This window comes from Enterobacter sp. BWH52, assembly GCF_001037565.1.
Taxonomy (GTDB): domain Bacteria; phylum Pseudomonadota; class Gammaproteobacteria; order Enterobacterales; family Enterobacteriaceae; genus Enterobacter; species Enterobacter hormaechei_C.
Genome location: NZ_KQ089854.1, coordinates 3450298 through 3469242, shown reverse-complemented (window position 1 = coordinate 3469242; position 18945 = coordinate 3450298). Strand labels below are relative to the sequence as shown.

Annotated in this window: 17 protein-coding genes and 3 pseudogenes; 11 read left to right on the top strand and 9 right to left on the bottom strand. The window is 42.8% G+C overall.

Annotated elements, in window-relative coordinates; translation table 11 throughout:
- Positions 1–356 precede the first annotated feature (356 nt).
- The 3 genes from SK47_RS16360 to SK47_RS16350 are packed head-to-tail and all read left to right on the top strand — an operon-like array spanning position 357 to position 6178.
- Positions 357–2666 carry a tellurite resistance TerB family protein gene (locus SK47_RS16360; protein ID WP_048244738.1) on the top strand — a complete coding sequence of 770 codons (2310 nt, stop codon included), beginning with the start codon at positions 357–359 and terminating at the stop codon, positions 2664–2666.
- Positions 2667–2669: 3 nt separating this feature from the next.
- Positions 2670–3986, top strand: coding sequence for an ATP-binding protein (locus SK47_RS16355; protein WP_015063045.1), 1317 nt, complete (start codon positions 2670–2672; stop codon positions 3984–3986).
- A complete protein-coding gene (locus tag SK47_RS16350; protein WP_048244736.1) occupies positions 3983–6178 on the top strand; it encodes a DEAD/DEAH box helicase in 2196 nt (731 codons plus the stop codon). Before SK47_RS16355 ends, SK47_RS16350 begins: the two co-directional genes overlap by 4 nt.
- A 390-nt stretch (positions 6179–6568) precedes the next feature.
- Here SK47_RS16350 and SK47_RS24365 read toward each other — a convergent pair.
- A pseudogene (locus SK47_RS24365) lies at positions 6569–6799 on the bottom strand (LysE family translocator); the annotation flags it as partial.
- A 335-nt stretch (positions 6800–7134) separates the two neighbouring features.
- Here SK47_RS24365 and SK47_RS16340 point away from each other — a divergent pair.
- Genes SK47_RS16340 through SK47_RS16330 form a run of 3 tightly spaced genes read left to right on the top strand, consistent with a single transcriptional unit; the run spans position 7135 to position 9551 of the window.
- On the top strand, positions 7135–7782 hold the full coding sequence (locus SK47_RS16340) for a hypothetical protein (RefSeq protein WP_048244733.1): 648 nt from the start codon (positions 7135–7137) through the stop codon (positions 7780–7782).
- On the top strand, positions 7779–9002 hold the full coding sequence (locus SK47_RS16335; RefSeq protein ID WP_048244731.1) for a helix-turn-helix domain-containing protein: 1224 nt from the start codon (positions 7779–7781) through the stop codon (positions 9000–9002). The genes SK47_RS16340 and SK47_RS16335 overlap by 4 nt, the downstream gene beginning before the upstream one ends.
- A 54-nt stretch (positions 9003–9056) precedes the next feature.
- Positions 9057–9551: a hypothetical protein gene (locus SK47_RS16330; protein ID WP_156172563.1), complete on the top strand. Its 495-nt coding sequence runs from the start codon at positions 9057–9059 to the stop codon at positions 9549–9551.
- Positions 9552–9911: 360 nt separating this feature from the next.
- Here the strand turns inward: SK47_RS16330 and SK47_RS16325 are convergent, their stop codons facing one another.
- Entirely contained in the window at positions 9912–10904 is a 993-nt protein-coding gene (locus SK47_RS16325) for an ankyrin repeat domain-containing protein (protein WP_048244729.1), read from the bottom strand.
- Between the two features lie 141 nt (positions 10905–11045).
- Here SK47_RS16325 and SK47_RS24230 point away from each other — a divergent pair.
- A pseudogene (locus SK47_RS24230) lies at positions 11046–11226 on the top strand (ATP-binding protein); the annotation flags it as partial.
- A 65-nt stretch (positions 11227–11291) separates the two neighbouring features.
- Here the strand turns inward: SK47_RS24230 and SK47_RS24495 are convergent.
- Positions 11292–11420, bottom strand: a pseudogene (locus SK47_RS24495) (IS3 family transposase); the annotation flags it as partial.
- A gap of 226 nt (positions 11421–11646) precedes the next feature.
- Here SK47_RS24495 and SK47_RS16315 point away from each other — a divergent pair.
- From SK47_RS16315 to SK47_RS16305, 3 genes are all read left to right on the top strand, one after another.
- Positions 11647–12501, top strand: coding sequence for a DUF6387 family protein (locus SK47_RS16315; protein WP_048244725.1), 855 nt, complete (start codon positions 11647–11649; stop codon positions 12499–12501).
- A gap of 122 nt (positions 12502–12623) precedes the next feature.
- Positions 12624–12830 (top strand): helix-turn-helix transcriptional regulator, encoded by a 207-nt coding sequence (locus tag SK47_RS16310; protein ID WP_032625843.1) that lies wholly within the window; start codon positions 12624–12626, stop codon positions 12828–12830.
- A 203-nt stretch (positions 12831–13033) separates the two neighbouring features.
- Positions 13034–13309 carry a hypothetical protein gene (locus tag SK47_RS16305; protein ID WP_032625841.1) on the top strand — a complete coding sequence of 92 codons (276 nt, stop codon included), beginning with the start codon at positions 13034–13036 and terminating at the stop codon, positions 13307–13309.
- A 543-nt stretch (positions 13310–13852) separates the two neighbouring features.
- Here the strand turns inward: SK47_RS16305 and SK47_RS16300 are convergent.
- Positions 13853–14416: a helix-turn-helix domain-containing protein gene (locus SK47_RS16300; protein WP_032625838.1), complete on the bottom strand. Its 564-nt coding sequence runs from the start codon at positions 14414–14416 to the stop codon at positions 13853–13855.
- A gap of 1037 nt (positions 14417–15453) precedes the next feature.
- Here SK47_RS16300 and SK47_RS16295 point away from each other — a divergent pair.
- A complete protein-coding gene (locus SK47_RS16295; RefSeq protein WP_053071088.1) occupies positions 15454–15879 on the top strand; it encodes a hypothetical protein in 426 nt (141 codons plus the stop codon).
- A gap of 137 nt (positions 15880–16016) precedes the next feature.
- Here SK47_RS16295 and SK47_RS16290 read toward each other — a convergent pair whose 3' ends face one another.
- The 5 genes from SK47_RS16290 to SK47_RS16270 form a co-directional block, all read right to left on the bottom strand.
- On the bottom strand, positions 16017–16337 hold the full coding sequence (locus SK47_RS16290) for a hypothetical protein (RefSeq protein WP_048244719.1): 321 nt from the start codon (positions 16335–16337) through the stop codon (positions 16017–16019).
- 26 nt (positions 16338–16363) lie between these two features.
- Positions 16364–16750: a hypothetical protein gene (locus tag SK47_RS16285; RefSeq protein ID WP_032625831.1), complete on the bottom strand. Its 387-nt coding sequence runs from the start codon at positions 16748–16750 to the stop codon at positions 16364–16366.
- Between the two features lie 48 nt (positions 16751–16798).
- Positions 16799–17071, bottom strand: a complete 273-nt coding sequence (locus SK47_RS16280) for a hypothetical protein (protein ID WP_032625830.1) — start codon at positions 17069–17071, stop codon at positions 16799–16801.
- Positions 17072–17259: 188 nt separating this feature from the next.
- Positions 17260–18459, bottom strand: coding sequence for a relaxase/mobilization nuclease domain-containing protein (locus SK47_RS16275; RefSeq protein WP_048244717.1), 1200 nt, complete (start codon positions 18457–18459; stop codon positions 17260–17262).
- Positions 18456–18863, bottom strand: a complete 408-nt coding sequence (locus tag SK47_RS16270; RefSeq protein ID WP_048244715.1) for a hypothetical protein — start codon at positions 18861–18863, stop codon at positions 18456–18458. Before SK47_RS16270 ends, SK47_RS16275 begins: the two co-directional genes overlap by 4 nt.
- Positions 18864–18945 lie beyond the last annotated feature (82 nt).

Sequence of the window (18945 nt, the reverse complement as noted above, 5' to 3'; positions counted from 1 at the left end):
TATAGTCTCTAAAAGCTTCCCTGCCATAAAGTTGCCGACATTCTCAGCGAATAGGTAAGTATCATCATACAGTGGTCAGGTGTGCATCCGCAGTACATTTGCTCGCATGTTAACGTAGCAGTAGTACAACATCATTTAGAGACGAATAGCCTAACAGGTTTTAACACCTTAAAATTTCACTGCTGGTTAAACACATTATTAAATGATTTTTATCATTTAAATCATTGGGTTAATTTTAATTGTGATTTGCTTTTAACCCTCGCAATTTAGAAGTATTATTTTGAGATTAAACCACTTGCCCTGCCTTCATCACTGCTTGTAAATATGCGTGAAGAATAATTTTAAGGTTATATATCATGGAGTTATTGAAGTTTTTGGCGGCGATTTTTGTCATTTACTTGTTGTTTTTTAGAAAGAAAAAACGTAAATCTCCAAAGTCTTATGCTTCAGACCCCGTGAAAGCACCGCCAAAAGAATGGCTCGCTGACATCAAGAAAAAAGAGGCGGTTGTGCGAAACGATGATAGTGAAGACGATAACCTTGCAACTTTTACATTGAGCGGTGGCCGGGCTGTTGAACTTCGGGTGACAACCAATCATTACCGGAACACCTCAAAGTCAGCAGGTGCACTAGCTCGATGGGTACTTCCGGGTGAGATGATAACTGTAGCTGGTGTAGCAATTAGCGGTGGCCACATTTACGTGGGGCAACGTATGAAGCCCTCCGGTCAGGAATCAGGCGGCTATTATGACGATGGAAGTGAGGCATCATTAATTGATGACACATGTAAGATAAAACCTACTTCTTATCTTTACGAGGACAGTTCATTAGGATATTGGCCCAGTTTTTCCTCTCTTTCCCCAGAAGCCCGCGGTGCGTATGTCAGTTGGCTTGCCAGCGATAGGTCTGATCCATTGTGTCCTATCGGCTATGTTTTTATCTACCTCTACGGCCTGGAAAGAAAAGCGCTCGTAGATTCCACTGATCCAAAATTCCCTGATGCTGAGTTCCGTAATCTGTTCAATGAAGTCGCTCGGTTAAGATCGGTATTCATTGAGAACCGCTCCTTCCGTGGATATTCGACCCAATTACTCGAAGCCATGTCTATTCTGCGCCCGAACATGGGCTTAGCCACTGAGCTCGATAGCAATTCAGGTTTCAGCAACAGCATGCAATTTAAGCTGGCTCTGGCAAAAACTGTACATGAAGGAGTTGCTGTATCAGCTGAACTGGCGTTGAACTGGGTAATAAACCACACCGAGTATTCGCTGCGTACCCCGGCTCGCCGCTGTGCTAAAGAGTTTGCTGCGCTTTTCAAACGGCGTTACACCCTCAAATATGGTGAAGGGATGGTCGTTAAGGCGAATAAAACGCGCCTAAGGTTAGATTACACACCAGCAAGTCCTAGTTTGCGAGGTGTTCGACTTCCTGTTCCCGACCTGCCTGATCCAAGTGCGTTGAAGAGCCCTGTCCAGAAAATTATGGCTCTTGCCGATATATGTACAGATGAACTTGATGCTTATAGTCGCTACCTTGGTAGGAAAGGTACGTCAGTCAATGATACGGCTGCAATTATGCTGCTCCCTTCAGAGATCGTTAATGAAAGCGCAGAAAAAATATTAAGCTCATTCAAACGCTGGGCTGATGAGGCGATCCTCGTCAAGGAGGGGTTAGTCTCAGTTGCTGACTTTTGGGCACATATGAATGCCAGTTGCCCCAATAAGATCAATAAAAAAGAGGCCGATTTGATGCAGGCCTTTGCTCTGAAGATGGGTTACGGTCTGGCACCTGACCCGTATTATCACCATGTGAAGGCGGATGTTGATGGGACACTTGTTCTATTTCCTGCCGCCGAAGGTGGACGCTTCTCACCTTCTCTTGAATTTATCTCAGCCGTAATGACGCTCAGATTAGGGGCGATGGTCGCCTTGATTGACGATTCTCTTGATCAAGCTGAACAGAAAGTGCTTGAGAATGCCATCAACAACAATCCTGGCTTCACCGATGATGAAAAACGCTCTCTACATGCGTATTTAACGTGGCAACTTCATACCCCAGCTAATATGACAGGAATGAAAAGTAGGATTGAGTTGATGGGGGCCGCAGAAAAAGCTGCTGTGGGTAAGGTTATCGTTAGTGTTGCCTGTTCGGATGGGACAATAGCGCCTGCCGAAATCAAACAGCTTGAGAAGATTTATTCAAGTTTGGGGCTGGATCCCTCATCTGTCTCGAGCAATATCCATCAGCATTCCGCAACTGAACATGATCTCGTCTCGTCTGTACCAACTGATCAGCCAGCAGCAGGGTTCACACTGGATGCTAATGTACTTGCCCGCCACGAATCTGCCACGGATGATGTTCGTAAATTGCTGAACACAATTTTCACCGAAGAAGAACCGGAAGAGCCAGAAAGCGCTCCAGCCTCATCAACGGAGGCGGGGGGGCTTGACTCCGCACATAGCCAGCTTTATCGCAGTTTGCTGGAGAAAGAACAGTGGTCCCGAAAAGAGGCGACAGAATTGTGCGGAAATTTGAATTTGATGCTCGGCGGTGCGCTTGAGGTGATCAATGACTGGTCCTATGCGGTGGTTGATGCTCCAGTACTGGACGATGCCGATGATGATATCTGGGTTGACCTGGAAATTGCCAAAGAATTAGAGGGATAGTGAATGTCTGTAACACGTATAAGAGTGAAAGAACGTGACGCTATTATTCAGTCACTTAAGTCAGGTGTAACGCCAAGGATAGGCATTCAGCATATCCAGGTTGGCCGCGTGAATGAGATCACCGCTCTCCACCAAGATATCGAGAGGACTGCTGACGGTGGTGCAAGCTTCAGACTTATCATCGGTGAATATGGTTCTGGTAAAACGTTCTTTCTGAGTGTTGTGCGCTCTATTGCGCTAGAGAAGAAGCTGGTGTCAGTCAGTGCAGACCTTTCTCCTGACAGACGCATTCACTCATCGGGAGGTCAGGCTCGTAATCTCTATTCTGAGCTTATGAAAAACATGTCCACCAGAAACAAGCCAGATGGTAATGCGTTACTTAGCGTTGTTGAAAGATTCGTTACGGAGGCAAGAAAGGAAGCGGACACGGACGGCTCCGAGGTTTCATCAGTTATTCATAAACGCCTGGCAGCTCTGTCAGATATGGTGGGTGGATATGACTTTGCGAAGGTCATTGATGCATTCTGGCGCGGGCATGAGCAGGATAACGAAACGCTAAAATCCAATGCTATTCGCTGGTTGCGGGGAGAGTACACCACCAAAACTGATGCCCGTAACGATCTCGACGTTCGGACTATTATCTCAGACGCATCATTCTATGATTCTTTGAAGCTGATGAGCCTTTTTGTCCGCCAGGCAGGCTATGCCGGTCTTTTGGTCAGCCTCGACGAAATGGTGAACCTCTTTAAGCTGAATAATACGCAAGCAAGAACAGCGAACTACGAACAGATTTTGCGGATCCTGAATGACTGCCTGCAAGGCTCAGCCGAGAACATTGGTTTTATCCTCGGGGGTACGCCAGAGTTTCTTTTCGATCCGCGTAAAGGTCTTTACAGCTATGAGGCGCTCCAGTCGCGTCTGGCGGAAAACCGGTTCGCGCAAAAAGCAGGAGTGATTGACTACTCATCCCCCACTTTGCATCTTGCCAGCCTCACCCCTGAGGAACTGTATATTTTGCTGAGAAATCTTCGTCATGTTTATGCAGGTGGAGATCCAGAGAATTATCTGGTACCAGATGAGGCACTGACTGGATTCCTGCATCACTGTAGTAAAACCATTGGAGACGCTTACTTCCGTACCCCCCGTAATACCATAAAAGGTTTCCTGGACATGCTGGCCGTGCTGGAACAAAACAGAACGATGAACTGGCAAACACTAATCGAGGGTGTGGCGATTGAAGAGGACCGGCCCAGCGATATGGATGACACCACTACGGAGGAAAGCGATGACGACGACGGACTGGCGAACTTCAAACTATGAGCAGTGCCTACGATAGCCTCGATCCCCGCGTCCGTAAGTGGGTTTACAAGCAGGGGTGGTCGACATTAAGGCCCTTGCAGGAGAGTTCTATCCCGGCAATTTTAGCCCGTGATCGAGACGTGCTAATCAGTGCAGGTACAGCAGCGGGTAAAACAGAGGCTTTCTTTCTTCCTGCCTGTTCGGCAGTTGCAGATCTCACGAATGGATTTGGCATCGTCTATATCAGTCCGTTGAAGGCATTGATTAACGATCAGTACCGTCGTCTTGGGAGCCTTGGAGATGCATTGGAAATGCCAGTGACTCCCTGGCACGGGGATGTACCACAAAGCAAAAAGAAGAAGGCTCGGACGAACCCTGCTGGCATTTTACTGATTACACCTGAGTCACTTGAGTCTTTGCTCATAAATTCAATGGGCTGGCTCAAACAGGCATTTTCTTCAGTCGCATACATCGTTATTGATGAGTTTCATGCTTTTATTGGCTCAGAGCGTGGTGTACAGCTGCTTTCTCTGCTCAATAGAATTGACCATGTGCTAGGATGCCAGGTAAATCCAATTCCCCGCGTTGCGTTGAGTGCCACGCTGGGGGAACTGGAGAAAGTGCCCGAAATGTTGCGCCCGGACAAACGACTCCCCTGCGTAACTGTTACAGATAGTAATAGCACGGCCACTCTTCAGGTACAGGTCAAAGGGTACCTGGAGCGAGTGATCCAAAAAGAGGAAGAACTTCAGAGTTCAGCTGAACATGACGTTTGCGCTGACATTTTTAGACTTTGCCGTGGCGATTCTCATTTGGTCTTTGCAAACAGCCGAAAACGCACTGAAAGCATTGCGGCAACGCTGAGCGACATGTGTGAGGAACAAATTGTTCCGAATGAATTTTTCCCCCACCATGGTTCCCTTGCCAAGGAATTACGTGAGGCGCTTGAATCTCGTCTTCAGAAAGGAAATTTGCCCACAACAGCTGTTTGTACAATGACGCTTGAGTTGGGAATAGATATCGGTAAGGTTAAGTCGGTTATCCAAGTTACGCCTCCGCATTCTGTTTCCAGTTTGCGCCAGCGTATGGGGCGTTCTGGGCGACGCGATTCCCCGTCAGTACTCAGAATGCTAATTACAGAAAATGAGCTTACTGTGAGTAGCAGTATCGTTGATCACCTACGACTCCAGTTGGTGCAGTCGATGGCAATGATCAGGTTGATGATCTCTAAACAATGGTTTGAGCCTGCCGATTCCCGGCAGATGCATTACTCCACGCTGCTACACCAAATACTTGCAATTACCGCACAATGGGGTGGAGTTCGTGCCGACCAGCTCTGGTCACAACTATGCCAGACAGGGCCGTTCAGAAATGTAGATTTAAACGATTTCAAAAGCCTGCTTAAACATATGGGAGCATGTGGCCTGCTCACTCAACTTGCTAGCGGTGAAATAGTTGTTGGGGTAGAGGGGGAGAAACTGACTAACCATTACACTTTTTATGCCGTGTTCAATACACCAGAAGAGTTCCGCATTGTCACCGGAAACAGAACCCTTGGAACAGTGCCTGTGGACTCCCCACTGCTACCAGACCAACACATCATCTTCGGTGGGCGGCGCTGGAAAGTGACAGAGATCGAGACAGAGAAAAAAGTTATCTATGTAGAGGCAACCAAAGGCGGTCAGCCACCACAATTTAGTGGGGGAGGTATGTCTGTTCATGATGCCGTTCGTCAGGAAATGCTCGCTATCTATAGGGAAGGTGATTACCGCATAGCAATAGGTAGCAAGAAAGTAGATTATGCCGATACTGCCGCCAGAAACCTATTTGCGGAAGGCTGTAGTAACTTTCAGCGTTTTAAACTTCAAAATGAGTGTTTTATTGCGAGTGGACAACACTGTTACGTAATACCCTGGATGGGGGATAAAGTTGTCAATACGATTACAGCCTTGCTCATACGTTGTGGTTTTAAAGCAAATTCATTTGCTGGCGTTATAGAAATCGATAACTCCAGTGTAGCTTCCGTTCAGCACGCGCTCAAAGAAATGCTGTTGTCAGGCTTGCCATCTGCATTTGATCTTGCCACAGATGTTCCAGAAAAGTACTTAGATAAATATGACGAGTATTTACCAGAGTCCCTTCTTGCGAAAGGGTATGGTACAAAGGCGTATGAAACAGAAGGTACGCGCATCTGGTTGCAGAAACATTTTTAGTAATCTGGATATGTAATCAGGGTATAAATAAGACATATATACCCTGAATTTTTTATTTCCCTGTAGATTTACTAGGCTTTAGTCCCGGGGTATTACCAGGAGTATCTTTATTATCACGTCGACGTTGATCCGGTTTTCCTGTCGATTTAGCAATTGGTTTTGGACCAGGTTTAAGACCCATGATAGTTATCCTTTAGAGGTGTAAGAGGGAAGCCTCAACATTGATATATTGGATAATGTGAAATTTTTCAATGGGAGCGAGCAACATATCCAATGATTAACTCGATATTGTGAACAGTGTCCGCTTCTGGCACGCAGCGGACCTTCTTAAGCGTCGCTATGCCCGCTTAGAGCGAGGTGCGGACACTGGGTTTACCGTTTCGGCAAAACTTAACTGGCAGATATCGATACGACACCAGACCCGCTAAACAACATGCGGATACCGAGGCTTATCATGACAACGCCTGGGTGTTTACCTAGCCAGTTCTCAAATGTTCCTGATGCCTTCACGACTGACCTCAGGGAAACAATTCCAGCCAGCTTCTGGATACTGCCCAAGACAAGAAATTGCAGCCAGACAGGATCCGCCGCGGGATCGACAAACTGAGGAAGAAAAGCAAACTCATTGCAGTTGAGCCGCAAGAGACAGAGGATAGTATTACAACAGGTTTTCTAGAGCACTCATGTATGTTCGCCTTACACGTCACCGCCTTGAGAAAATAGGTGAGGCAAGCTGCAAGGCGTGATCATTTTTCTCCCCATCGGGATAGACTCAATTCTCTTATTATACCGCTTTATTTCAGAGCAAAAGTACAACTTCGGTACTATCGGGTCGATAAAATAAATACCATCATCAATGTTATTTTCCGCGTAAAGGAAATTTTTTGATGTTTTTTTGTGGACACACGAAAAAAATATGGGTGTAAAATCACACCTATCAGTGACAGTGATAGGAAATGGTCGTGAAAAAATCAAAAGTGGCAGATCTCATTGTTCAGCATGTACAAAAACAACTCTTCATGGCCCTTTCTGACGCGATTTACGCGGCATCAAAGCGTTCTTACGATTATGCGCAAAAGAAGAAGCTAGACCACAGAGCGACCGCGCTTGGTTATGATCGTCATTTAAACCTGAATGAAACTATTTATGAGGTGTTTGAGGCCAACGGTTGTAACCCCGGCAAGCTGCGTGGTAACCGTATTGTAGAAGGCCATAGCGGTATTTTCACGATTGTTCGTGAAAGCTACAATGATAACCAGTGGAAGAGACTATTTCGCAGCAAACGTAAGCAAGAGCTCATTGCCGAAAACGTTTTTGTGGAAAAAGTGGTTCAACCGGATTTATTCTCCGATGGTTCTGATGTACCGAAAGCTACACTGTTCGTAGTATGCCGTTTTTCCGGTTCATTGCAGAATCAACCCGAAGCCCCGATGTCTATAGAGCTTGTCGTTCCAAGTTCTGACGGGAAGAGCTGGGTTTTCCATGAGCCACTTGAACTTTTTTTAACCCGATATGATATAGTTCCATTCCAAGAAGATAATGCATTCTCTGCACTCAAAAAGGGCATTATCAAAAAAGATGGAACCGAGGAAGATGATGTATGAGCCGAGGCATCGCTGAATTTCAACCGGATAGGTTAGTGCAAGTACTAGCCGCCCGGCGGCTATCCCAAACTCAATTAGCTACGATGGTTGGCGTATCGCCAGCTACCATCAGTAAATGGCGTTCTGGCCAGCAAGCTCCAGAATCCGAGGCCTTAGAACGCTTGGCTACAGTCGTAAATGTTACTCCTGAATGGTTTACGCGCCCTCTGTTGCCGGGTATGTCAAAGCCCCTGTTCAGAAGTAATGCATCAGCTCATGTAGCAGCACGAGCAATGTTAGAAACTCGAATCCATTGGGCTAATGAGTTGGTTACTAAGCTGACTGAGTTTGTAGATCTGCCGGAGCTAAAATTACCGCACCGTAGTTTTACAAACATCGATCAGATTAGTGATGCAGATATCGAAGATGCCGCTAGTGAGTGCCGTGCCCTTTGGAATCTTGGTACAAAGGAAATACCGGACCTTACTTTAGCCGCAGAGAGTAACGGTATTATCGTTGTCAGAGAGGAAACAGGTGTCGCGCAGATTGAAGGGCTTTCCGCTTGGAGTGAGACTCTAAGTGTTCCTTTTGTTCTCCTCTCTTCGGATAAAGGTAATGCTTTTCGCAGCAGATTTGACCTTGCTCACGAAATTGGACATCTAATCCTTCACCGCTACGTTGGCAACGAGCTCGAAGCTGAACGTTATAAGCTGAAGGAAAGCCAGGCTCATAAATTTGCGGGGGCGCTGCTGCTTCCTGCCGAGACGTTTGCCGAAGAAATTAGAACCCCGGTCACATTAGATAGCTTGCTTTTAATTAAACAACGCTACGGTATTTCTGTCGCGGCAAGCATCATGCGTTTGCATGTGCTGAATATTATTACTGAAGAAGAGAAACAAAATCTTTATAAACGCCGTTCAGCACGTTGGGGAGTGAAATCAGAGCCGGGAGATGATTATCGTGAGCCTGAAAAACCACGTTTGTTGAAACGTACTATTGAATTGTTGGCGTCTTCTGGAATTATTTCAGTTGAACGGCTTGCTGCCTTTGCGGGATTGTCTGCTATCGATGTCGAAATGATGGTTGGTTTACCAGAGGGCTATCTGACCGGCAAGAAAGCTGCTGTTGTGCATCTGGCAAAATTAAAATCTATGCTGGCCGAGCGGCGTGAAGAGCAGGCTAACGAGCATAAAGGAGCTTTGGTACAATTTACGAGACCACCTAAGCGCTCTAATTCTTAAGGTTCACGTAGCCATGCATGTTAAATGCATGGCTTCTTTATAGTAGAAACAATCATGGACGGATTAGTTACAAAGCTTGCCAAAGACCTGCGGAATGTCTTTGAAGAAAATTTCGATTATTTTGATGAGTCGGGTGTGCCATTCTTCGGTATGTTTCCTGAGAATTGTTGCCAAGGTGCATCTGTATTTCTGGGGATGCTTCTTAGCCACTTTTTTACCCGCGATATCATAAAAGTAGTACATGGTTCTACTCGTAATAGGCTATATCATCATTTTTGGGTAGAGGTTGATTCAAAGATCTATGATCTTACCTTGGACCAATTCTATAAAAATATTGGGGATAAGTATACTGGGATCGAATTTCCAGTATATGGCGAAGATAAACATCCACTAAGAAAATACTTTTTCTATAAAGAAAAAATGAGTGCGGTTCTGGCTTTTTCAATCTTCGTACAAAAACATGCGAATCTGGAAGAGGTACTACCTGCATACCAATTCATTTGTAGAGAACTCGAAGTTATGGGATGGAAAATCCCATCCCCAGAATAAACTTAATACTTATGGCGGTATTTATCGTTACACGCTTTCAGATTGTGCCGTTCATAGCGCATCCCCTTCGCAGAAAACCGGAACGGTGCCAGCAATTGGCGTTACCGGTGCATATTGCTCCGTTCACAAATTGTCTTTTGGGTTATCCGTAGGAGCCCGCATACCTCGTCTGGAGTGAGTAGATCATCATCTGTTTCACCGGGTTTTGTTATGATGCCCATCCCTTTATGTTCGGAGGGTAATTGTATATTTCACCATCAATGGTAAAGGTATGACCACATGTATAAAGACTTAACTACGGATCTGGATACCCTCAACGCCTTCAATTCGGTGGCTCAGACAACACTCTGCAAATAAATATCACAGCCTTCCACCGTTTTTGACTTTTGCAATTATATTTTTAGCATGTTTTAAATTTCTGGATAACTCTTTTTGTTCGTAACTGATTTTATATTTTAATATATGATCATGATTTTTATCATCAGAAATTTTTGTAAGATCAATGAGAAAATTATTTCTTATCATCCACTTTACAATTCGCTCATCGATATCTTTGTAAAGAGGATTACCGCCATAATTATAGAAATTAACATCTTGAATGTCACTAATACAATCAAGAGTGCTTAAAATATCTTTGTAATCTCTAATGTTACTGTTAATTACGAAACGGTCTTTATTGAGCTCTATTTTGAATCCATATTCAGAGAGCTTATATAAAAATAATACTGAGTTGGTATTGCAAAAATCGACATGCAACGTTCTTCTTTCGAATTTATCAATATGGCGGAGAATGATCTTGTGTTGTTCATCATCATATTCTTCTTCGATGAACCCTTTTTCTGCATGATTAATATGGTTGACATTGCATCCGGCATCTATTGCTATGGATAAAACATCAGGGGAGAGGGGAAGGAAGAGAATATTTCTTCCTCTGTTATCGACATGATTTATGTCACAACCTGCATTAAGTAATACTTGTAGTCCTTCAGCATCCCTATAATGTTCAAAAATACAGGTATAGCCTTTAGCATCTGTATGCGAGGTGTCTAAACCTAGTTCAATCAGCTTCTTTAGTATTTCGGGATTTTTTTGATGGAAGAGAGCATTTTGTCCCTGCTCGTTAATATGGTTTGCATTAATTTCATGGCTGAGCAGAAAATCCAGTGCTTCAAGGGTTCTACAGCCAAAAATGGCATTGTTGCCGTTACTGTTAACAGCATTAATATCATACCCAGCTTTTAAAGCATGCTTTATATCATCAGGTGATCTTGAATTGAAGAATGATTCAGAAATGGCAAGGTCTAATGCCCTTTCTAATAATCCCCTTTGTAATAATGACGTAACTAAGTCCATAAACACCCCCATGAAAAAATGTTTAAATTCATTAGATATCAGAAATTCTGAGAAATGCAACAGAGGGGACAGGCGTTTCTGATGTAAGGAAGTATAATTTTAACAAACCACCCATGGAAACATCAGAAACCCCTGCTGTAAATTTACGTCTGTAACCTGCCGTTCGGACTATAGGACCAAACATTCGCGGGAGATGCTACCATTACATCGGCAATGTTGAACTGGATTTTACATCACACACGTCGTGCAAATAAAAGGAGAAGGCTATCGACTGAAGCAAAAACAGAAAGCCGGGGTTATCGCTGAAGCTAATACTGAGTAAACAAGGTGGATCAACACTAGACCGTAGGTGGTGCGGTATGTGGATCACTTTTTACCCGTTGTTGACCCATGGCGCTCCCACGCCATTTCCAGTGCTCTGATGGCAAGTTTGCTCTCAGGTGAGAATTGAATTTCATTGCCCACCCCTCTGGGTTTTCTGGCGAACAGGTCGAGAACAACGACAAGATACGCCCAGAGTAAAGTAAGAGGCAGGGTGTAGTCGGGCCATTTCCCTGCCAGGACGTAGACCTTGGCAAGATGCATCAAAAGTTAACAAATTTCTCAGTCCAACTTCCTTCTGTCTAGGTTAACTTGCAAGCAGGAACTGCTTTTCATCGATTAGTGAATACGGTAGTTTTTTCAAACTAAATGAAATGTATTCGTATGACTTAAATCTTTAAGAAGGCAGGAGATTTGAATTTTGAAAAACTGGTCACCAGAGCATACTAAAGAAATCAAAGCTTGGCTTGACATAGATAACTATCGCAAGCTCGAAGACATCAGTTTAAATGCCTTGTATCACGAACTTTGGGCAAGAGCACTTCTGTACAAGCCATGGCCTACTGAAGAAGAAAAGAAAGGGCTTTGGGTGTACATGACTGAAATTTTCAGTGGGAACCCCCATCTATTCAAAGGGAAGCAACTCGATTATCCAACCGTTAACTATACCCTCTACAGTCCTCCACACATTTTTATCACCGATATCACCAGGCTTGCTGAACTTAGTGTGATGGCCCTTAGTGTCAATCTTTTCACCTGGGAGGAAGGAAACGATGAATATTGTGTTAATGCGCCTCATCACGAAGCTTATGTGTCACAACTCTTGTCCCCCTTATGCGAGAAAACGGTGTTGCTTGAAATCGATCTTGGTAGTGGTACTGACGATGAAATAGCCGAATCGATAAAAGCGGCCCTGCCACAATGGAGATCGGTCAAAGGAGTGGAAGTTAATGAAACCGGTATCGTTCGTTTCGGCTATGGAACCATTAAAAAAATCATAAATTATAGGTTGATTGCGATGCTGGACATCTTACTTTGGGCAAAAAGGAAAGAACTAAGAATCTCAGATGATCGCCTCTCCCGGCTTCTTTATACTGATGAAGATGAAGAAACAACTATCCGTTTAGGGTATCACATTAAAGACTCAGATCGTCCACTTGCGATGAAAGCTGCAACGATAGACTTCATTAGGCAGTTCAATTTTTTCATGAACCGAAATCCCCACCTGAAAAACATGAGAGTTTCAGATGTGATGAAACTCTCTGATTCTAACTGATCCCAAATTCCCGAAGTCTACTACTGCAGGGCAGACCATGACCCTGCAGTTAGGAAGCTCGCTCCTTTCTTTTCCCAACTGTTCGTATAGTGACCCCATTACAACGACAAAGGGAAAACAAAATGAACAATAAAAATATACGCCTGCTCCGACTTCCTGAAGTTATGAATAAAACCGGCTATGGTAAAGCCTGGATTTATCGTCTAATCAACGAAGGTTTATTTCCACAACCAATAAAAATTGGTTCGCGTGCAATTGCATTTGTTGAAAGTGAAATTGATGAATGGATCGCATCTGCAATTGAACGTTCACGTAATAATGCAGCCTGATTACGGGGTTAACGATGAATATATTAAATTTAGTATGTAAAAACAAATGGCGATATTCAGCAGTGAGCAGAGGGCCACCTGATATGTCATAAGTAGTATTAGGTCAGGCTTTAGTATTAGGAAGTAATAAAAATAGTTATGGGGGAATATTATTATGATAGTTCGCCGTGACACTATATATTAATAAGAATAGGGGATTTAAAATGAATGATTCTATCAGAGTGCCGGAAGATAAAGATTTTGTATGTGCATTTGTAGCTTCACCGAATAGCTTGTATGAAGCTATTGAGGCCTATTGTGATTATGTAGATCCAGTCGAAGAGATAGCGTTTGAGCACGTGCTTCTTTATGTGTTGTGTTCTATACTCGTCGAGGGTGGTACAGATATTACCATTAATGATGAGTTACGAATGTGTATTGAGCAAATTGTCAATGAAAAAAATAGTGCCATAAATAATAATGTGGATAAAAAGATGTAAGGTCTGTAGTAAATTATCATGGGTACAGACAGCACAAGTCTGTACCCTATCATTTGAATTCAACTGGTTATAATATATGAAAATTATGTTCTTTTAATCGTGGTCATCTGGTTTTGCTATAGTAAATATTATAGGGGTAATAATATCCTGGGCTTTTATTTCCTGCTGTTTGTTTTTTTAGAAAACTGAAAAATACAGGGTTTAAACGATACTGATATTTTAATTCAGTAGGCATAATAACCTTAACATCAATCAATTTATCGATGGTTTTATAAAATGGGCAGGTGTGTTTAGTAACCCTTCTTGCTGTGCAATGGATGTAGCGCGATGAAAACTCAGGTAAACTATGCTCTTATCTGGTGTATACGACGCGATTAATGTAAGCAACCAGAATACATAGTGAATAGTATTATACAGATTATGACTTTCAGCTGATGATTTATTCTTTTGAAGATAAGTGGAGAGTCTTTGTTGCATATAGATATCCTTTGTTTTGTTAAAGTTTTCACTCGCGTGTAGAAAATTACCACGCTGTAATGTTTTTTAAAATGGAATGCCGTCTGCAGGATATCGTCTTCTGGAGTTTTTAACTGGCTTGGTTTTGTTCCCTGCACGATAAAAATTAAACGAATTGGCAAAGTCTTCTGTCTCCAGTCTGGACTTTCTGAATTTATCCATCAGATCCTCATTGAAACGACGAGGAATTCCTTTAACACACAAATTTGAATTCAGGTATACTTGATTATCTATGGTGTCACGAATAAGTATTTTCCTCCCAAATAACTCTTTGAATGCACGTGAAACATTTGATTTATTCAGCCCAAGCTCTTTGGCAGTACGTGACTGTGAAAAATCAGGAATAATATTTCCATAATCAATGGCTGAGAAGAGATAAAGCACAATTCTAAATGCTGTGGGCGTCAAATCCATTCTGGCGAGTGTAGCCATATTACCTTTGAAGATCATTGAAAAATCGTCTCTGAATGACGTTTTTTTATAGCTGTTTGCTTTTATTTTTATTTCTTCCAGATCTTCGGGCATAACCTCTAATGCTTCTGCAATAATGGATTTTTGTTCTTTAGTTAATACAACACTTGTGATTGACATAATGGCTCCTTTTTTATTGTTATCATTACAGATATGGCATATTTAATTTATTTGTCAACGGCTTTGGTGATATTATTTTAATTATATTTTACTTGAATTTTTTATCCGTTATTTTGTGGTGGTAACAGGTTGTAGAATTTAAAACAAGGGGTGCTAAATTTAACCATCACCTGTTATGTGATTGATAATTTTTGGTGCTGAAATCAATAACGGCAGATCTTGTGTAAATATATGATTTTATTATGTAATTTTCGATTTTTATCTGCAAGATAAAAGAGTGATAAAGAAATAAGAAACCACAGTTTTGCATTAGATCGATACTCAAGGCCTTGGTGTACCTGATGAAAACACTTTTATTATTGTTTTTCTTACATAATATCATTTTATTAAATGAAGCCTGCGCAACTGTGTGTTGCGCCCTTGGGCTTCAGAACATTACTACAGTGTTTTCTATTAGTATAAATACGCTTCGCGTACGAGTTCATAGACCTGAGGTTAACTGTCATTACAAATACGCTTCGCGCAGAAGTTCATACAAATGGGTTTAGCTGTCAGCACAAATACGCTTCGCGCAAAAAAAATCAGGAGGCTGAGTTGATCGGGAAAGCGAACACAGATACATGATTTACCCGTTTTCTGACTACGGCTCACGCCGGGACCCTTCGGAAAAATCCTTTCTGCTTCAGCGAGTGAGTGCTGCGGGCACTCAGCGGCGCTGCCAGGGAAACAAAATTACGGTTTTTCAATTGTTCGGTAAAAATAATTAACATTTATCGGTAGTAAGGGCGTAAGCCAGTGCGTAGCACGCTCTCAAAAATATTCCTGTGGTTTCTTATCTGCAATAGGGAAATAACTCAGATAATTGAAATATGAAACAGTAATGCAATCGGTAAGACAAAACATTTCCACAGTAAAAGCTGTTTTTTATTTATGGAAGAAGAAAAACATATATAAATAATAAAATATTCCATTTTACTATTGATTTTAATTTTTAAGATGATAGTACTTAATTATAAAAACAAAAAATGGAGGAAATCATGAGTGCTATTAGTGTATTATCTCAGGAAGAAAAATTTATACATGTTGTTGATAAATTTATAACCCATCATCACAACAGCGTTAATAACAATACCTTTTATAAAAAACTTTATGTTCTCTTCGCTGGGTATCATCTAAAGTATTTTTATTCACGGGCGCAGTACCGCAACTCTTGTTATCACGTTGATAATATTATGCAGATGTTTACAGGAGTCGTTTCGACCCTGAACACAACGCTGCTCAGGAAGCTTGCAAATAGCGACACGTTGCTGCATTGCCTGAATTCACTCGTGAATTATATTTCAGGCAATCTGGATGAAGCAGAGCATATTTATGCTGATTTGCTGGCACAGTATGAAAAGAAACGCATTACAGGCTCTCTGGCTTATACTCCTCCTGGCTCAGTGATCAGAAAAAGACTGTGACAGCGACAGCGGCGTGGATAGGGCATGGGATACTGGAGATAAATGGGGCTGGCGTATCCGGCAGGACACCAGATGCAATAAAAAAGGCAGGGCCACCCATTCGGTGTCCCGCCTGTCGTGATGGTTTTACGGTAGGTTTACTTATCAACGACCTGCCAGCCATCATCCGTTTTGACAAGGATTACAGCAGCAGTACGCTTTTCGTTATCAACAACAACCGTCACACTACATTTATAGCTTTTATCCGATACTTCTACGCAGTCATGCTTTTTGACAGATTTTAATTCCCGCAGTGCGTCTTTCGGGACATCTTTACCTGCTATGGATTTAACGATGGCATTCGTCTGCTCTACGACCTTATTCATGGCATTATAAAGATCCTGTTCAGAGGGCTCACTGTTACAGCCGCTCAGCAAAAAGACAGCGGTAACGAGTGTGATAACGGCAGAGGTTTTCATAAATTGATTCCTGGCTGTAGGATGAATTACTGAATAAGACCCGTGTTCATTCTGCTGTTATTTTCAGAGAACGACCACTTGCTGACTGTTTCGCCTTTAAATTCGATTTCCAGCGTTCTGGCCTGCGTCTGTGAACCCCCCGTCAATAGCCCAATCACGGGAATAAATGTGGTGGCATCGAATTGATTGTTATCCATCGTGTACATCCATTCTTCATTGCCATCATCCAGCGTGGTCCGGGTATCTGGTTCACCCAGACTGGCCGTTATTTCTGATTTGGTTGTTTTATTTTTGATAATTTTTGACTGCAGACTTTGTGATGTTTCATTTTTAAGATGCTGATTGCCTGATGTTGAACATCCAGCGATAAGGAAAGTAAAAATAAAAAATACAGAAGCAATGAGTCTGTTCATAAGTTCTCTCAATTTAATTTTTATGTTTGCGGTGGTGCGAAATTAATATCACCGTATAAAAACGACTCTGTCTGCATATTTCTTTTTTATAATGCAGAGAAGAATAATGACGCTGGCAAAAAAAGTAATGACTGAGGTAGGAGTGCTGCCGGTCAATGAAAATACTAACCAAGCGAGAGCTAATGCCACGAATTGAAACAGGAATGCCACACTGAGCGGGCTTTCACCATAGGCCACTTTTGCATGGCAGCCTTTGCAAATCCGCACGCCGTGGGGACTTTGTGTAAAGCAGAAGGGGCACTGAACGGTCTGGTTACTCATTGCGACTCCGGGGCCTGATTTAAGATGATGTCTTTTTGAGCATTTTCGTTGAATGATCCTCTTTAGTAAAATTGCTTGTACCGATCGATGGATCTCCTATGATAGGTTATAACTATCATAAATATATTATCGATCTATATAAACGATCAATATTTTATTGACTATCCTTGATTTATGTACTAATTGGATTATGGTATGCGATGAGTGTGATTGCTAACTGTTTGTTCCTTAAGAGAATGACCTGCTCTGAAATGAACAGGGGTCAACAACTCCAGGTGCAGGATCTGGCGGAAAGGATGTCTGGTGGCATTCAGCAGAGACAGCCCCCTACATTTGAGAAGTACAACAATATGACTGAGTAATAAAAGCCACAACTGAAGACGACGCTGGGGGGGTATCTGACGAGCTGTATTGTGCAGTTTGCTCCTGAGTTGAATGATACCCACGGTTTCCTGCTGCCTTTCCCGACAAATTTTTTCTTCAAGCTGATGGATTTTCTCGAGGATTGTTTCCCGGTTTACAGTCTGTTTTTCAGGTCTGCATGATGGCACTGGCACAGAAGCAGGCTCTGTTGGGTTTTGCTCTTGTTTCAGTAAAGTCAGATGCTCCGGTGTAAAATCAATCAGTGTTTGCAGGGAAGACCAGCCATATTTTTTCCCAAACTGAGAAGCTTTAAAGGCAATGCCCTGGTACTGAAATGAAAAGCCGTTCATTTTTCCTGTCGACGCGATATTGGGTTTACAGGTCACACCTTTCCGTTCCAGCATATCGATAAAAGTCAGTAAATCGGGACGGCCGGTTAACGCATTATCAATCAGGCTCTGTAGAGTGGACTTAGGGCAGGGAGTTGTCGTTCGTTCAGCCATCATCAGCTCATTGCGGGAAGGCTTTCTTTTCTCCTGACGCTGACTACCGGTGGCAGGTGTGGTTTGAGTGAGTTTGTGGACTTTCTCCAGTTCGCTGATAATCCGGGTACTGATGAGATTTTCATTTTTTCCCAGGTACAACTTTCCATCGGCTATATCAATCCTGCTGGCAAGAATATGAATATGCTGCCCGTCTGTATCGTCGTGCACGATATAACAGCGAAGGTGCGTGTCAGTGAACCCCATCCGTGTCATGTAATCGTCAGCAAATGCCGCCCATTGTCTGACTGACAGTGTTTCTCCTTTGGGCAGTCGAAGCGAATTATGCCAGACAGGTTTAGCGACGTCGGGGCGCAGCAGTCGGGTACCTTCAAATTCACTGATAAGCTCAGCAGCAGTACTTCCGGTCATATTACCACCGATGACATAAGGCGTGATTTTGTGGTGAGAGCCTGACTTCAGGCTATAGAGAACTACACCTGTAAATTGTTTACCCCGCTTTATTTTCTGCATGCCTTTCATTGATTTGGATCCAGAAAGGCTGAAGGAATAAGGTGATCGCGAAGCGTTTTGATTTGTCTGCGCAGGGCGAAGAGTTCTGTTCGGGTCAGTTCGCTGTCAGAGCTTTTGCTGTCGAGATGACTCAGCAGGTGGTTTAAATCCTGTGAAAGGCTGCCAAGTTTAATCCATGCTTCACGATTGATTTCTGGCAGAACCGGCGGGAGTTTATTCAGGGAAGCCATCCTGAGCCATTCTCCTTTTTTATACTGACCTCTTTTACTGTCGAGAATAATTAACTCTTCTTCATTTAATCTGACACTGACGCAGTGATGTCGTATTTCATTCTCAGGAAGTTTGTCCGTATGGAATTTACCGCGTTTTGATACTCTGGTTATATCATCATCATTACTCATGTCACTGCTCATAGTTATCCTTTTATTGCATGTTTATTACTACAGATAACCGATGAAGTGAATAAGTCAAGCTGTTACGGGGTAAATAATTTAA

Excerpts from the sequence above, each read along its gene's own strand:
- SK47_RS16360 (WP_048244738.1), top strand. The coding sequence starts at position 357 with ATGGAGTTATTGAAGTTTTTGGCGGCGATTTTTGTCATTTACTTGTTG.
- SK47_RS16355 (WP_015063045.1), top strand. The coding sequence starts at position 2,670 with ATGTCTGTAACACGTATAAGAGTGAAAGAACGTGACGCTATTATTCAG.
- SK47_RS16350 (WP_048244736.1), top strand. The coding sequence starts at position 3,983 with ATGAGCAGTGCCTACGATAGCCTCGATCCCCGCGTCCGTAAGTGGGTT.
- SK47_RS16340 (WP_048244733.1), top strand. The coding sequence starts at position 7,135 with ATGGTCGTGAAAAAATCAAAAGTGGCAGATCTCATTGTTCAGCATGTA.
- SK47_RS16335 (WP_048244731.1), top strand. The coding sequence starts at position 7,779 with ATGAGCCGAGGCATCGCTGAATTTCAACCGGATAGGTTAGTGCAAGTA.
- SK47_RS16330 (WP_156172563.1), top strand. The coding sequence starts at position 9,057 with ATGGACGGATTAGTTACAAAGCTTGCCAAAGACCTGCGGAATGTCTTT.
- SK47_RS16325 (WP_048244729.1), bottom strand. The coding sequence starts at position 10,904 with ATGGACTTAGTTACGTCATTATTACAAAGGGGATTATTAGAAAGGGCA.
- SK47_RS16310 (WP_032625843.1), top strand. The coding sequence starts at position 12,624 with ATGAACAATAAAAATATACGCCTGCTCCGACTTCCTGAAGTTATGAAT.
- SK47_RS16305 (WP_032625841.1), top strand. The coding sequence starts at position 13,034 with ATGAATGATTCTATCAGAGTGCCGGAAGATAAAGATTTTGTATGTGCA.
- SK47_RS16300 (WP_032625838.1), bottom strand. The coding sequence starts at position 14,416 with ATGTCAATCACAAGTGTTGTATTAACTAAAGAACAAAAATCCATTATT.
- SK47_RS16295 (WP_053071088.1), top strand. The coding sequence starts at position 15,454 with ATGAGTGCTATTAGTGTATTATCTCAGGAAGAAAAATTTATACATGTT.
- SK47_RS16290 (WP_048244719.1), bottom strand. The coding sequence starts at position 16,337 with ATGAAAACCTCTGCCGTTATCACACTCGTTACCGCTGTCTTTTTGCTG.
- SK47_RS16285 (WP_032625831.1), bottom strand. The coding sequence starts at position 16,750 with ATGAACAGACTCATTGCTTCTGTATTTTTTATTTTTACTTTCCTTATC.
- SK47_RS16280 (WP_032625830.1), bottom strand. The coding sequence starts at position 17,071 with ATGAGTAACCAGACCGTTCAGTGCCCCTTCTGCTTTACACAAAGTCCC.
- SK47_RS16275 (WP_048244717.1), bottom strand. The coding sequence starts at position 18,459 with ATGAAAGGCATGCAGAAAATAAAGCGGGGTAAACAATTTACAGGTGTA.
- SK47_RS16270 (WP_048244715.1), bottom strand. The coding sequence starts at position 18,863 with ATGAGCAGTGACATGAGTAATGATGATGATATAACCAGAGTATCAAAA.